The sequence below is a fragment of the Deltaproteobacteria bacterium GWC2_65_14 genome (assembly GCA_001797615.1).
Taxonomy (GTDB): domain Bacteria; phylum Desulfobacterota; class Deferrimicrobia; order Deferrimicrobiales; family Deferrimicrobiaceae; genus GWC2-65-14.
The window spans coordinates 1-14,286 of record MGPV01000042.1 but is presented as its reverse complement, the minus strand read 5'-3'; the positions used below and the strand labels follow the sequence as shown (position 1 = coordinate 14,286).

Here is a 14,286-nt window from a genome sequence, read left to right as displayed (position 1 = left end):
CGTCGGAAAGGCATGGTACACTATCGGCTGCGTCGCCCGGGAAAAGGATGTCATGACCAGCTACCGGCTCGTAACCGCCCTCGCCGCCGCCTCCCTCTGCCTCCACGCATTGTCGGGATCGGCCGGCGATCCATCCCCCCGCCGTCTCACCGTCCGGGATTGCCTGGAAACGGCGCTGCGGGAAAACCTGGAGATCGCCGTCTCCCGGGAGGACCGGGAGATCGCGAGGTCCGGCGTCCCGTCGGCGGAGGCCGCCTTCCTCCCCCGGTTCACCGGGGAGCTCTCCGTCTCCCGCTCCGAGACCCCCAGCGGCTCCGCGCTGACCGGGGACCTTTCCCTGGACCAGCGCGTCTACCGGTTCGACCTGGGCGCCTCGACGCTTCTGCGCACCGGCACCACCCTTTCGCTCGACTTCCGCAACCTTCGCCAGGAGTCCGGCTCGGCGGTCTCCCTGCTCTCCCCCGAATACGACAGTTCCCTCACCCTCTCCGCCCGCCACCCGCTCCTCCGGGACGCGGGAAGGGAGACGACGGAGGCGCCGCTTTGGATCGCACGGGCGGGGGCGGAAGCTGGCGACTCCGACTTCCGGACCCGGGTCATGGATGTCGTGGCGGCCGTGCGGACCGGGTTCTTCGCACTCCATGCCTCCCTCCGGGAGGTCGAGGCCCGGAGTACCGCGCTGGCGCTCGCGGAGCGTCTTCTCGCCCGGACCCGGGCGGAGATCGAGGCGGGAACGCGAGCCCCCGTCGAGCGGCTTCCCCCGGAGGCCGCAGCAGCCGCCAGGAAGGAGGAGCTGATCCGGGCGGAGGCGACGGCCCGGAACGCGGAAGACGACCTGAAAACCCTGCTGGGGATCCCTTCCGCCGGGGACTGGGACCGCCCTCTTCTTCCGGACCTTCCCGCCGGCGGGGTGGAACCTCCCGGCCCGGAAGACACCTTCGAGGAGGCGCTGCGGAGGCGTCCCGAGCTGTCCGCACTCGCCGGACGGACACGGCAGTCGGAGCTCGAGGAGGCCGCCGCCCGGAACCGGATCCTCCCGTCGCTCGCCCTGAATGCTTCCGCGGGGCTCACCGGCCTGTCCGGCACCCCGAACCCCTCCCCCCTGTTCCCGGGTATAGCCCCCACGTTCGAGGGGGACTATGGAGACAGCGTCGACGAGATGCTGTCGGGCAGGTACTACACCGCGTTCCTGGGACTGTCGGCCGAGATCCCCTGGACGCTCCGGAAGGAGCGGGCGGAATGGGTCCGGGCGAAAGCCGCGCTGGCGAGGCAGCGGCTCTCCTCGGAATCGCTCCGTGCGGGAATCCGGGCGGAGGTCCGCAAGGCCCGCAGGGACCTCGAGTCCGCCATCGCCCGCATCGGGGCCGCAGCGGCTGCGGTCGCGGCGGCCGAGGCGTCTCTCGATGCCGAGGAGAAGAAACGGGAGCTGGGTGCGGCGACCTCGACCGACGTCCTGCGCTCCCAGCAGGAGGTTGCCGAGGCGCTGCTCGCGCGGGTCCGCGCGGAGGCCGACGCCCGCGCGGCCCAGACCCGCCTGTGGCGCTCCGTCGGCACGATCCTTACGAAGGAGGGGATCGCGATCCGATGAAACGGAAGGCCTGGATCCTGGGAGCCGTCCTGCTGCTCGTCCTGGCGGCGGCGGTCGTCTATCTCCGCTTCCGGTCCATCCTGGAGGTGGACGTGTTCGAGGCGAAACCGGCGAGGATCGAGGAGATCGTCACCTCGGTCTCCGCGGGAACCGTGAAGTCCCGGTGGGAGGCCACGATCTCCGCCGAGGCGCCGGGCCGGGTGACGAGGGTGGCGGTGGACGAGGGAGACGACGTCCGGAAGGGGAATCTCCTCCTCCAGATGGAAGATCCGGAGCTGGTCCGTCAGATCGAGGCCGCCGGGGCCGAGGTGAGGCTGGCGGAGGAGCTTCACCGCCAGGCGGAGGCGCGCCGGGAGGAGGTCCGCAGGAAAGCCGCCTCCGACAGGACCCGGTCGGAGAGCAACCTGAAAAAAGCCCGGGAGGACCATCGGCGCTCCGCCTCGCTGTTCGACGGCGGCTTCCTCTCCAGGGCGGAGATGGACCGGACGGACGCCGCCCTCTCGAACGCCGTCGAGGACGCCCGGCTCGCGGAGATCGGGGAGCTGTCGGTCCGGGCGGCCGACCGGGAAGTCGACTCGCTGCTCGCCCGGGTCGCGGCGGTGCGCGCCTCCCTGGAGGGGCTCCAGGAGAGAGAGCGGAAGATGCGGATCCTGGCCCCCTCCTCGGGGGTGGTGATCCGCCGGAGCGCCGAGCCCGGCGAGACGAAGCAGCCGGGGAGCCCCCTGTTCGTGCTGGCGGACCCCTCCTCCCCCTACGTCGAGGCCCCCATCGACGAGTCGGAGTCGGCCAGGGTCCGGGTGGGGCAGGAGGTTCGCCTCTACCCGGACGCCTACCTCGGGCAGACCTTCCCGGGGGTCGTCTCCGAGGTCAAGCCCACGATCGAGGCCTCCCGGGAGGTCTCCCGGGCGAACACGATCCGGGTGAAGGTCCTCTCCCCGCCGCGCCCCCTGCGGCTGGGGATGTCGGTGGACGTGGAGGTGCTGACCGGCAGCAAGGAGAAGGCGCTCCAGGTCCCCTCGTCGGCGGTGATGGAGCGCGAGGGGCAGAAGTTCGTGTACCGCGTCCGGGACGGGAAGGCCGAGAGGGCCGACGTGACCGCCGGGATCTCGAACTGGGACAGGACCGAGATCCTGTCCGGACTGTCGGCGGGGGACCTCGTCGTGACCTCCCTCGAGATCAAGAACCTCTCCCCCGGGAGCCGGGTTGGCATCCGAACCCGCCAGTGACCCCGTACTCCGGCTGCGGGAGGTGACCCGGATCTACAACCCGGGCGCGCAGCAGGTCGTCGGTCTGGACCGGGTGGACCTCTCCATCCGGGCCGGCGACTTTCTCGCGGTCATGGGGCCGTCGGGATCGGGGAAGTCCACGCTGATGAACATCCTGGGCTGCCTGGACGTCCCCACCTCCGGGAGCTACGAGATCCGGGGGACCCCGGTCGCGAACCTCTCTCCGGACGAGCTGGCCGACCTGCGGAACCGGGAGATCGGGTTCGTCTTCCAGGTCTTCCACCTCCTCCCGCGCTACACGGCGCAGCGCAACGTCGAGCTTCCGCTCCTGTACGCGGGAGTGGGGCGGGAAGAGCGGGCGCGGCGGGCGCTCGAGGCGCTGCAGTCGGTGGGGATCGGGGAGAGGCGCCACCACCGGTCGAACGAGCTCTCCGGCGGCCAGAAGCAGAAGGTGGCCATCGCCCGGGCTCTGGTGAACCGCCCCTCCCTGCTCCTGGCCGACGAGCCGACCGGGAACCTCGACTCGAAATCGGGAGAAGAGCTGCTGGACATCCTCGTCCGTCTCAATGAAGAGGGGACGACGATCGTCCTGGTGACCCACGACCCGGTGATCGCCCGCCGGGCGAAGCGGACGGTCTACATCGTGGACGGGCGGCTCGTGACGTCCGACGAGTTCCGGGAGATCCGGGGATGAACCTGTTCGAGCAGGCGGCCGTCTCCCTGGAGGCGCTCCGTGCGAACCGGCTCCGGTCGGTGCTGACGATGCTCGGGGTCGCCATCGGCGTCGCGGCAGTGATCCTCCTCGTGTCGCTGGGCCAGGGGACGAAGAACTACGTCGAGCAGCAGTTCGCGGGGCTGGGGAGCAACATCCTGATCGTCACGCCGGGGAAGATCGAGACCAAGGGAGGCCCGCCGATCATCGGGGCCACGCGGCACAAGCTGACGCTGGACGACTCCCGGGTGCTGGAGAAGAAGGGGTATCTCTTCGCCGGGGTGGCGCCGGTGGTCTTCGGGACCGCCGAGGTCCGGGCCGGAACCCGCTCCCGGAACGTCCCGGTCCTGGGGGTGAACCCCGCCTTCTCCGCGGTGCGGAACCTCCACGTGGAGATCGGCAGCTTCGTAACCGAGTCCGACGTGGAGGCCAAGCGCAGGGTCTGCGTCCTGGGAAGGACGCTGAAGCGGGAGCTGTTCGGAAACGCGAACCCGCTCGGGGAGATCGTGAAGGTCTCCGGCGCCCGCTTCCGGGTGGTGGGGATCATGGAGCGCAAGGGGGTGAGCCTCGGGATCGACCTGGACGACATCGTCTTCATCCCGGTCCGCTCCGCCCAGGAGATCTTCGACACCGACTCCCTCCTGGAGATCATCCTCTCGGTCCGGAACAAGAACGACATCGAGAGCGGGCGGGAGCTCGCCCGCTCGATCCTGTTTAGGAACCACAACCGCCACGAGGACTTCACGATCACGAACCAGGCGGCGATGCTCTCCTCCCTCTACACGATCCTGGACACCCTGACCTACGTGCTCGGCGGGATCGCCACGATCTCGCTTCTGGTGGGAGGGATCGGGATCATGAACATCATGCTGGTGACCGTGAAGGAGCGGACGAACGAGATCGGCATCCGCAAGGCCGTGGGGGCGAGGCACCGGGACATCCTCCTCCAGTTCCTCCTGGAGTCGACCGGGATCGCCGCCACCGGGGGCTTCCTCGGGATGCTCGCGGGGGTGCTGGGGGCGGGGGGAATCCGGCTCCTCGTCCCGAAGATCCCGGTGGAGATCCCCCCGTGGGCGATCGTCCTGGCCTTCTTCTTCTCGGTGTTCGTGGGGATCTTCTTCGGCGTCTATCCCGCGCGGAAGGCCGCCGCCCTGAATCCGATCGAGGCGCTGAGGTACGAATGAGCCGGGTCGCTCCGCTGCGGGTGGGAAAGATCCCGTACACGAACCTCTTCCCGATCTTCCGGATCCTGGAGGACCGGCTCCGTCCCGGGGAGGTCCACATCGTGACCGGGCATCCCGCCGACCTGAACCGGATGCTCCGGGAGGGGAGGCTGGACATCTCCCCCTCCTCCTCGATCGAGTATGCGCTCTCCCCCGGGAGCTACCGGCTCTGCCCCGGCATCTCCGTCGCCTCGAGGGAGAGGGTGATGAGCGTGGTCCTCCTCTCGAACATGCCGCTCTCCTCCCTCCCGGACGAGCCGGTGGCGGTCACGGGGAGATCCGACACCTCGAACGTCCTCCTGGAGATCCTGCTGCGGGAATCGCTGGGGAAACGCAACGCGCTGGTCCGGACCTCCCTCCCCCCCTCCGAGGCCCTGCTGCGGCACCCCGCCTACCTCGCGATCGGGGACGAGGCGATCCGGTCGACGCTGGAGGGGACCGCCCCGCACGTGACCGACCTCGGCGAATGGTGGCACAGGGAGACCGGCACCCCGTTCGTCTTCGCCCTCTGGATCGTCTCCCGGACGGCGACGCGGGGGCGCGAGGATTCCGTCCTCTCCTTCGCGCGCACCCTTCTGGACGCGAAGCGGGACGCCCTCGCGGAGATCGGCGGCGGCGGCGACGGCATCCCCCCCGGGCCGTCCTGGATCCCCGCGGACTTCCTGCGGGAGTACTGGCGGAACCTCTCCTACGACCTCGACGGGGAGCTGGAAGGGCTGGAACGGTTTTTCCGGCTGGCGCACGGGATCGGGCGGATCCCGGCGGTCCCCGCGCTGGATTTCCTCGAACTTCCGTAGACGCACGGCATGGTACAATCGGGTAGATCCGCCGGGAGGGCGATCATGCGCATCCACAAGGACATGAAGATCGAGGATGTCCTGCGGAACTTCCCCCAGACCATCCCCGTCTTCCAGCGGTTCGGAATCGATTGCGCCGGCTGCCAGCTCTCCGAGTACGAGAACCTGGAGCATGGCGCGAAGGTCCACCGGATCGACCTGGAGACGCTCCTGCGGGGGCTGAACGAATCGGTGCCGGAAGCTTAGTCCTTAGGCCGTTCCACGGGGGCGGGAATACTCCGCCCGGGCCTCCTCCGACTCCCACACGACGACCCGGCAGACCCTCGCCGGCTCCGGGATCCTCCGTTCCATCTCCTCGTAGATGTGCCGTGCGAGATTCTCCGAGGAGGGGTTCTCCTCCGTGAAGGGGGGAAGGTCGTTCAGATAGCCGTGGTCCAGGCGGGCCAGGATCTCGTTGAGGGCCCGCTTCATCACCCGGAAGTCGAGCGCGATCCCCCGGGAATCCAGCCGGTCCGCCTCGACCGAGGCCTCGACCCGCCAGTTGTGCCCGTGCAGCCGCTCGCAGTTCCCCTCGTATTCCCGGAGCCGGTGGGCCGCCGCGAACGAGGAGCGGACCAACAGGGTATAGGTTCCGCCGCTCATTTCTCCTCCAGAGGCGAACGCACGATCTTCGATTTCGATGCCACCCGGTCGTACCAGTTTCGGATCTCCCGGGAGGCCTTCTCCTCGAAGAGCTCCAGCCGGACCTGCTCCTCCGTAGGCGGATCCCCCTGGATCTCCCCGCGGGAGACCCGCCGCGCGATCTCCCGGCGGACCTCCTCCTCGTTCACGTCGACGAAGACGGCGACCCGCTTCCGAAGAAACTCCCGGACGACCAGCCGGTGCTCCACGAACGCGCGAAGGTCGGATGCGTCGATCTCCCGCGCGCAGGGGGAAGGGCAGGCCTTAAGGCGCGCATTCGCGGCGGCGGCGGCCGCCAGGACCGAGGCGTTGTCGACCTGTCCGAGCCCCAGCTTCTCCTCCTCCTGGAGGACGAGGATCTCCCGGATCCTCCGCTCCCGGACCTCCGGAAGGGGAAGCTCGGCCGGCTCGTCCCCGGGGAAGGCCCCGCAGCGCAGAAGGCAGGCCTCCCGGAGCAGTTCGGTCCGGAAGAGAACCCGGCCGTTCACCGAGGCGGCGGTCTCCTCGTAGAGCCGATATCCCCGCGATCCACGGGCAGGGGAGGCCTCTTCCCCCTGCCCGGCGAACGCCGCGTTCCCGCCGGTGGAGGAGAGAAAGGCGAGCAGGAGAAGGAGCGGGAAAACGGTCCGGGCGCTCATCGGTCCAGTTCGAACGAGATGTCCAGGGAGGGGGAGGAATGGGTCAGCGCGCCGACCGAGAGAGCCGGAACCCCCGTCCGCGCATACTCCTCGACGTTCTCGAGGCGGATACCGCCCGAGGCCTCGAGAAAGACCTTCGACCCGAACCGGGCGACCGCCTCGCGGACCTGCGCGGGGGCCATGTTGTCGAGAAGGAGGGCGTCCGCGCCGGCCGCGACCGCCGCTTCCGCGTCCTCCAGCGACTCCACCTCGACCTGCACGCGCGACAGGTGGTGGGCCGCCTGCCTCGCGGCGGCGACGGCTTCGGGGATCCCGCCCGCCGCGCGGATCCCGTTCTCCTTGACCAGGATCCCGTCCGAGAGGGTGAAGCGGTGATTCCTCCCCCCTCCGGTCCGCACCGCGTGCTTTTCGAGCGCCCGCCACAGGGGGGTGGTCTTCCGGGTGTCCAGGATCCGGGTACCGTAGGGGGCGACACGCGCGGCGAACGTGCCCGTCGCGGTGGCGATCCCTGAGAGACGCTGCAGGAAGTTCAGCGCGGTCCTCTCCGCCCTCAGGAGCGAGGAGAGCGGTCCGCCCGCCTCCCCCACCCGCATCCCCGGGGAGATGCGGGTCCCTTCCTCCGGGAAGGAGACCGTGGCCGCCGGGTCGACCTGCCGGAAGACCTCGACCGCGACCGGCCCCCCGCAGAACAGCCCCTCCGCTCCCGCGAGGAAGACCCCCCGGCCGGCCCGCGTGAAGGCCGACCCGAACGGATCCCCGAACGGGGCATCCTCCCGGAGCGCCGCCCGGACCGTTTCCTCGAATTCCAGCCGGTGGATCATGCGAGGTACCGGCTCACCAGCTCGAGATTCTTCGAGAGCTTCGCGATCTTCTCCTCCAGCCCCGTCCTCCTCTCGTGGTGCGCCTCGACGATGTCGGGGGGGGCGTTCTCCACGAACTTCTCGTTCGCCAGCTTGGCGCCGACGACCGACAGTTCCGCGGAGGCCTTGTCGATCTCCTTCCGGAGACGCTGCGCCTCCTGCCCGAAGTCGATCAGCCCCGCCAGCGGGATGCAGACCTCGATGTCGTTCACCACGGCGGTCGCGTCCTGGACGGGGATGTATTCGGGGTCCTTGTAGGCCACCCGCCCCGCCCGCGCGAGGCGGAGCAGGATCTCCTCGTGGGCCCTGACGAAACGCATCTCCTCCGCCCGCCCCTTCAGCCGGATCTCCACCTTCTTCGCGGGGGGGACGTTCAGCTCGCTCCGGATGTTTCGCACCGCGCGGACGATCTCCATCAGCCGCCCCATCCGCTCCTCGACGTCCACCTCCGCCGCGGCCGGGTCCGCTTCGGGATAGGACCGCGCCAGGAGGCTCCTCCGCTCCCCCGGCAGCAGGTGCCAGATCTCCTCCGTGATGTAGGGGATGAAGGGGTGCCCCAGCGCCAGCAGCGTCTCGAAGACGTGGAGCAGCACGGCGCGCTGGCTCTCCCGTGCCGCCGGATCCGACTCCTGCAGGAGGGAGGGCTTGATCATCTCCAGGTACCAGTCGCAGAACTCGTGCCAGGTGAACTGGTAGAAGGCGGAAGCCGCGTCGTTGTACCGGTATTCCTCGATCCCCTTCCGGATCCCGTCGACCGCCCGCGTCAGCCGGGACAGGATCCACCGGTCCACGTCGGGCAGGTCGGCCGGAAGCGCCCGGGACGTGTTCCCGTCGACATGCATCCGCACGAACCGGCCCGCCTGCCAGATCTTGTTCATGAAGTTCCGGTACCCTTCCAGGCGGTCGTCCGCCATCCGGATGTCCCGCCCCTGGACCGCCATCGCCAGCAGGGTGAACCGGAAGGCGTCGGTCCCGTACCGCTCCATCAGCTCGAGGGGATCGATCACGTTCCCCCGGGTCTTGCTCATCTTCTCCCCCTTCGCGTCCCGCACGAGGGCGTGGATGACCACGTCGCGGAAGGGGGCCTTCCCCGTGAACTCGATCCCCATCATCATCATCCGGGCGACCCAGAAGAAGAGGATGTCGAACCCGGTCACCAGCGCGGAGGTGGGATAGTACCGCTCCAGGTCTTCCGTGGCGTCGGGCCACCCCATCGTGGAGAAGGGCCAGAGCGAGGAGGAGAACCAGGTGTCCAGGACATCCTCCTCCTCCCGGACCTCCCCCGATCCGCAGGAGGAGCAGCGGTCCGGGCGGTCCGTCTCCACCATCGTGTGCCCGCACCCGTCGCAGTGGAAGGCGGGGATCCGGTGCCCCCACCAGATCTGCCGGGAGACGCACCAGTCGCGGATGTTCTCCATCCAGTCGAAATAGGTCCGCTCCCAGTTCCCGGGGACGATCCGGGTCTCCCCCGACCGGACGGCCCGGATGGCCGGTTCCGCGAGGGGGGCGGTCTTCACGAACCACTGGATGCTCTCCATCGGCTCCACGACGGTCCTGCACCGGTAGCAGTTCCCGACGTTGTGGAGATGGGGCTCCTCCCTCTCCAGGAGGTTCTCCGCCCGGAGGGCCTCGACCACCGCCTCCCGGCACCGGAACCGGTCCATCCCGGAGAAGCGGCCCGCCTCCTTCGTCATGACGCCGGAGTCGTCGATCACCTGCACGGAGGGAAGCTCGTGCCGGCGGGCCACCTCGAAGTCGTTCGGGTCGTGGGCGGGAGTGATCTTGACCGCACCCGTCCCGAAGGCCGGGTCGACCATCTCGTCGGCGAGCAGCGGAATCGGGCGGTTCATCAGGGGGAGGCGGAGCGTCGCGCCGGTCCGGCCCGCGTACCGCTCATCCTTGGGGTGCACCGCCACCGCGGTGTCCCCCAGCATCGTCTCGGGGCGGGTCGTGACCACCACCACGCTGCGGCGGCCCGAAAGCTCCGGGTACCGGATGTAGTAGAGGGCGCCCTTCGTCTCCTCGTAGGCGACCTCGAGGTCGGAGAGCGCGGTCCGGCAGCGGGGACACCAGTTGATGATGTACCGCCCCCGGTAGACGAGCCCCTTCCGGTAGAGCCGGACGAAGGCCTCGCGGACCGCGCGGGACAGCCCCTCGTCCATGGTGAACCGCTCCCGTTCCCAGTCGCACGCGGCCCCCAGCCGACGAAGCTGGTTCAGGATCGCCCCGCCGCTCTCCTCCTTCCAGCGCCATACCCGCTCGACGAACCGATCGCGCCCCAGCGTCTGCCGGTCCACCCCCTCCCGCGCGAGCAGCCGCTCGACCACGTTCTGCGTCGCGATCCCCGCGTGGTCGGTGCCGGGGAGCCAGAGCGTGTTTTTCCCGCACATCCTGTGGTACCGCACCAGGACATCCTGGAGCGTCACGTTCAGCGCGTGCCCCATGTGGAGGGAACCGGTCACGTTCGGGGGGGGGATGACGATCGAGTAGGCCTCACCGGGACCGGACGGGTCGGCGTGGAACAGCCGCTGTTCCATCCAGTACTCATACCACTTCGATTCGGCCTTCGCCGGATCGTACGATTTGTCCTGCTCCTGCGAACCCATCCGTCCCGCTCCCCGGAATCCTTCCCGCGCCCGGCGGGAGCGTCCCTCGCCTTTCCGCAAGAGCACCCGGCTCCACGCGAAAGGGACAGGCCTTCCGGCCGCTCTTCGTGCTCTGTGGATTATTCCCCGGTTTTCGTGCGGATCCGTTCGATCTCCTCGCGGATCACCGACTCCGCGGTCGCCGGGATGACTTCCCACGCCACAGCCTCGACCGCCTCCCGGATCTTCTCCGTGATCTCCGCGGAGAGGCGGTCCATCATCTCCCACATCACCTTCTCCACGGTCTCCGCAGCGACCCGCTCGAGGATCTCCCGTGCCCTGTCGGAAAATTCCTCCCGGAGCCGGTCCTCCGCCGGAAGGAGCGTCTCCGGGGCAGCCTGCACAGCGGTTATCGCCGGAACGAAGGGCTCCGCCCGGACCTCCGGTGCGGTTTCCGGCGCCTCGGCCGGCCCGGCCTCCTCCGTCGCGGCCGTAAACTCCTGCGTCTCCTCCATCTGCAAACCTCCGGCAGCTTCGATCGCGGAGGTCAGGTCGGTCACCGCGGGGGGAGAATCGTCGTAGGCGAGATCCTCCGCGTGGGAGACCACCGGGGCGATATCCTCCACGGCTTCCGCGGGAGCGGCCTCCTCGGCCTGCACGGACTCCAGCTCCTCCTCCCTCGCGATCTCCTCCAGGGAAACGTCGAATTCCTCCAGAGAGCCCAGCTCCTCCCCCTTTCCGGCCATCCCGCCGGCTCCGGGGAGAAGGCTCTCCGTAGGCGCAGCAGCGGCGGCTCCCTTCCCGGTCTCCTCGTTCACCTCCTCCAGGACGTCGCTGAAGTCCCAGAGTTCCTCCGCGCCCGCAGCCGCCTCTTCCGTCGGGCCTTCGGCGGGAACCTCCCCGCTCCGCAGCAGCGCCTCCACCTTGTCGATCAGCTCCTGGGACTCGAACGGCTTGAACAGCACCCCGTCGGCCCCGCATTTCCGGAACTTCTCCTCGTCGAACGGGGGAAGGCTTCCGGCGAGGATCAGGATCGGGCAGGAACGGGTCGCCTCCTGGCCGCGCAGCGTGGTAGCCACATCGAACCCGTCCCGGTCGGGAAGGGTGACGTCGGCGACCACGAGGTCCGGGGAGATCTCCCCGGCGAGGCGTACGGCATCCTCCCCGTTGTCCACCGTGGTCAGCGAGATGTCGGACTGTTGGAAGGTGAGGGCGAACACCTTCTGGATGGTCAGGCTGTCTTCCGCGAGAAGAAGTTTCTTGGCCATGGTCCCTCCAAATTGTCCCTCATTCTAGAGGGATTCCGGGAGTTTTTCAACGAAAAGGAAATCGATCTGCCCCCGGTCCGGATCCGCCCGGAACAGGCGGACCAGGACCCGGTCCGCGGGCGCAAGCCGTGTTCCGCGCACCGTCCCGTACCATTCCCCCCGCTCCGGAGAATACCGGTAGAGGTCGTCCCGGAGAGTCGACACGGGAACGTACCCCTCCACCGGAATCTCCTCCAGTTCCACGAAAAACCCGTGCCGGGTGACGGAGCCGATCGATCCCGGGAACGTTTCCCCCGTCCGTTTCGAGAGAAAGAGCGCTTTCGCGCGGGCGGAGACGTCCCGCTCCGCCTCCATCGCGGCCCGCTCGCGGGCGCTCAGATGCTCGCCAAGCGCCGTTCCCTTCGCGGCAACCGTGCCGGAGTACTCCGGATACCCCGCATCTCCCAGCGCCGCCTTGAGGACCCGGTGCACCACGAGGTCGGGGTACCGCCGGATCGGGGAGGTGAAATGGGCATAGCGTGCAAGGGCCAGCCCGAAGTGCCCCTTCTCCTCGGGCCCGTACCGGGCGAGCATCAGGCTCCGCAGCAGCGACAGGTGAACCTGCTTCTCGTACTTTCCCCCCTTCGCCGCGTCGGCCCAGGCCTGGAGGCGCCTGGGAATCTCCCGGCTCCCGGTCGCCCGGGAGCGCCGCAGCAGCCTGGCCGCGGTCTCCTCGAATTCCGCGACCCGCTCTTCCGCCGGCGGCTCGTGGATCCGGAACAGGAAGGAAAACCCGCGCGCGGACAGGAATTCCGCCACGGCCGCGTTCGCGAGCAGCATGAACTCCTCGATGATCCGGTGGGCCTCCCAGCGGGGCGCGTGCACCACGCCCACCGGCAGGGAATCGGCCACGTCGATCCTGGTCTCGGGAAGTTCGAGGTCCAGGGATCCGCGCCCGGCGCGGGCTCGTGTGAGCCGGCCGGCGAGGATCTCCATCTCCCGGAGCATCCTCCCGACCTGGCCCCCGATTCCTCCCCTCCGCCCGGACGCCTCCCCGGCGAGATGGGCATGCACGCGCGCGTAGGTGAGCCGGGACCGGCTGCGGATCACCGACGGGTAGAAGGAGGCCGCGAGAGGCTCTCCCCCCTCCCCGATCGGGATCTCCACCGTCACGGCAAGGCGGTTCACTTCGGGCTTGAGGCTGCAGATCCCCTCGGACAGCGGGGCCGGCAGCATGGGGATGCACCGGTCCGGGAAATACACGCTGGTTCCCCGCCGGTAGGCTTCCCGGTCGACCTCGCTCCCCGGGGGAACATAGTGCGACACGTCCGCGATCGCCACCAGAAGGCGGGTTCTCCCCCGCTCCCGGACCATGCAGACGGCGTCGTCGAAGTCGCGCGCATCCTCCCCGTCGATCGTCACAAAGGGCAGATGCCTCTGGTCCACCCGCCGGACTTCCCCCGGCGCCTCCCGCCCTCCGGATCGCGGGAGGCGCACCGATCGGGGCAGGCGCGCCGCCTCCTCCAGGGCCCCTTCCGGGAACCGGGACGGGACCCCTTTCGCGGAGACCACCGACAGGACGATCGTCTCGAGGGTATGCTCCTTCCCCAGGGTCCGGAGAAGGCTTGCCCTTCCTTCCTTTCCGGGTCGGGGATACTCGGATACCTCCGCGAGGACCAGCTCCCCCTGCTGCGGCCGCAGACCGTTCGGAACGGTCGCGGGGACGAGAAATTCCCCTTCACGGTCGCGGAACCGGACGAACGCGGAATCGCCGGACGCGGTGAAGCGTCCCACGAACTCCCGGAATCCCCGCTCGACGATGCGGACGACCCGGCCGTACGGAGGGGCGCCCCCTCTCCTTCTTTCCAGCCTCACCTCCACCCGGTCCCCGGGCCACGCCCCGGAAAGGGAATTCCCCGGGATCCGGATCGCAGGCTCCTGCGGAGAGCCCGTCAGGACGAGGGGGCGACCTTCCCGCGTAAACCGGAGCCTCCCCTCCCTTCGGGGACCGTGCGGTTCGCTCCTCGTGTCGTCGGAACGCGCGCCTCCATGCCCCCCCCCCGGCTTTTCCTCCCCGTCGCGCAGGCTGCGCCCTTTCCCTCGCTTTCGCGGGGAGGTCCACAGGGAGGCCCCCTGCAGGGCCGCCCGGAAGTGGCGGCGCTCCCCCTTCCGGACCCCGGCGGCCCGGTACCATTCCCGCACCGAGGAGGGTTTCGGCGCGAGCGTCTCCGCATGCTCCCGGAGCCACCGTTCCCAGAATCTTCTGTCCCTCATCGGTAGGGCTGTCCCTAAGTACTCCGCTTCATAAATACGGTGTCGCACCGAGAGCCTCGATGCGCCGCGCCGGCGAGGCGCGCGACTGAGGATGGCGGGGGACACTCTTTGTGTGATCAGCGAGAAAACCAAGAGTGTCCCCCCCCGGCGCAAGGAGCGCAACGAAGCTGGAGCGGACCGTTCCCGCGAATCCTCTGCGTCCATGAGTTTCCCGCGCCATGGCCCCGGGGAAGGCGTTTTCCCGCTTGCCTGGCCGGGGCCCTTTGCTATACTTTGTAGTTCCGCAGCCGGGCGCCGAAGTGGCGGAATTGGCAGACGCGCTAGATTCAGGGTCTAGTGTGGGCAACCACGTGGGGGTTCGAGTCCCCCCTTCGGCACCATCACCACGATTCATTTCACAACCATAGCCGACCCCGGGGACTCGAACCGTCCCCGGGCGCCGAGCGAATAGCGAG

12 protein-coding genes and 1 tRNA gene are annotated in these 14,286 nt (G+C 69.1%); 7 read left to right on the top strand and 6 right to left on the bottom strand.

Annotation, left to right across the window (positions count from 1 at the left end):
- Positions 1–52: 52 nt before the first annotated feature.
- From A2X88_01685 to A2X88_01660, 6 genes are read left to right on the top strand one after another with little or no spacing between them, the layout of a single operon-like run.
- Entirely contained in the window at positions 53–1,588 is a 1,536-nt protein-coding gene (locus A2X88_01685; GenBank protein OGP33820.1) for a hypothetical protein, read from the top strand.
- Positions 1,585–2,814, top strand: a complete 1,230-nt coding sequence (locus A2X88_01680; GenBank protein OGP33819.1) for a hypothetical protein — start codon at positions 1,585–1,587, stop codon at positions 2,812–2,814. Before A2X88_01685 ends, A2X88_01680 begins: the two co-directional genes overlap by 4 nt.
- On the top strand, positions 2,792–3,508 hold the full coding sequence (locus A2X88_01675; protein ID OGP33818.1) for a macrolide ABC transporter ATP-binding protein: 717 nt from the start codon (positions 2,792–2,794) through the stop codon (positions 3,506–3,508). Before A2X88_01680 ends, A2X88_01675 begins: the two co-directional genes overlap by 23 nt.
- Positions 3,505–4,710 (top strand): hypothetical protein, encoded by a 1,206-nt coding sequence (locus A2X88_01670; protein OGP33817.1) that lies wholly within the window; start codon positions 3,505–3,507, stop codon positions 4,708–4,710. Before A2X88_01675 ends, A2X88_01670 begins: the two co-directional genes overlap by 4 nt.
- Positions 4,707–5,546: a hypothetical protein gene (locus A2X88_01665; GenBank protein ID OGP33816.1), complete on the top strand. Its 840-nt coding sequence runs from the start codon at positions 4,707–4,709 to the stop codon at positions 5,544–5,546. The genes A2X88_01670 and A2X88_01665 overlap by 4 nt, the downstream gene beginning before the upstream one ends.
- 45 nt (positions 5,547–5,591) lie before the next feature.
- A complete protein-coding gene (locus A2X88_01660; GenBank protein OGP33815.1) occupies positions 5,592–5,792 on the top strand; it encodes a disulfide oxidoreductase in 201 nt (66 codons plus the stop codon).
- A gap of 3 nt (positions 5,793–5,795) precedes the next feature.
- On the opposite strand, the gene A2X88_01655 is transcribed toward A2X88_01660, so the two are convergent.
- The 6 genes from A2X88_01655 to A2X88_01630 form a co-directional block, all read right to left on the bottom strand.
- Positions 5,796–6,188 (bottom strand): 6-carboxytetrahydropterin synthase QueD, encoded by a 393-nt coding sequence (locus A2X88_01655; GenBank protein ID OGP33814.1) that lies wholly within the window; start codon positions 6,186–6,188, stop codon positions 5,796–5,798.
- Entirely contained in the window at positions 6,185–6,865 is a 681-nt protein-coding gene (locus tag A2X88_01650) for a hypothetical protein (GenBank protein ID OGP33813.1), read from the bottom strand. Before A2X88_01650 ends, A2X88_01655 begins: the two co-directional genes overlap by 4 nt.
- Entirely contained in the window at positions 6,862–7,686 is an 825-nt protein-coding gene (locus A2X88_01645; GenBank protein ID OGP33812.1) for a nicotinate-nucleotide diphosphorylase (carboxylating), read from the bottom strand. Before A2X88_01645 ends, A2X88_01650 begins: the two co-directional genes overlap by 4 nt.
- Positions 7,683–10,331 carry a valine--tRNA ligase gene (locus A2X88_01640; protein OGP33896.1) on the bottom strand — a complete coding sequence of 883 codons (2,649 nt, stop codon included), beginning with the start codon at positions 10,329–10,331 and terminating at the stop codon, positions 7,683–7,685. The genes A2X88_01645 and A2X88_01640 overlap by 4 nt, the downstream gene beginning before the upstream one ends.
- A 119-nt stretch (positions 10,332–10,450) precedes the next feature.
- A complete protein-coding gene (locus tag A2X88_01635; GenBank protein ID OGP33811.1) occupies positions 10,451–11,578 on the bottom strand; it encodes a hypothetical protein in 1,128 nt (375 codons plus the stop codon).
- Between the two features lie 24 nt (positions 11,579–11,602).
- Positions 11,603–13,831, bottom strand: coding sequence for a hypothetical protein (locus tag A2X88_01630; protein ID OGP33810.1), 2,229 nt, complete (start codon positions 13,829–13,831; stop codon positions 11,603–11,605).
- Between the two features lie 293 nt (positions 13,832–14,124).
- Here A2X88_01630 and A2X88_01625 point away from each other — a divergent pair.
- Positions 14,125–14,211, top strand: a tRNA-Leu gene (locus A2X88_01625).
- Positions 14,212–14,286 lie beyond the last annotated feature (75 nt).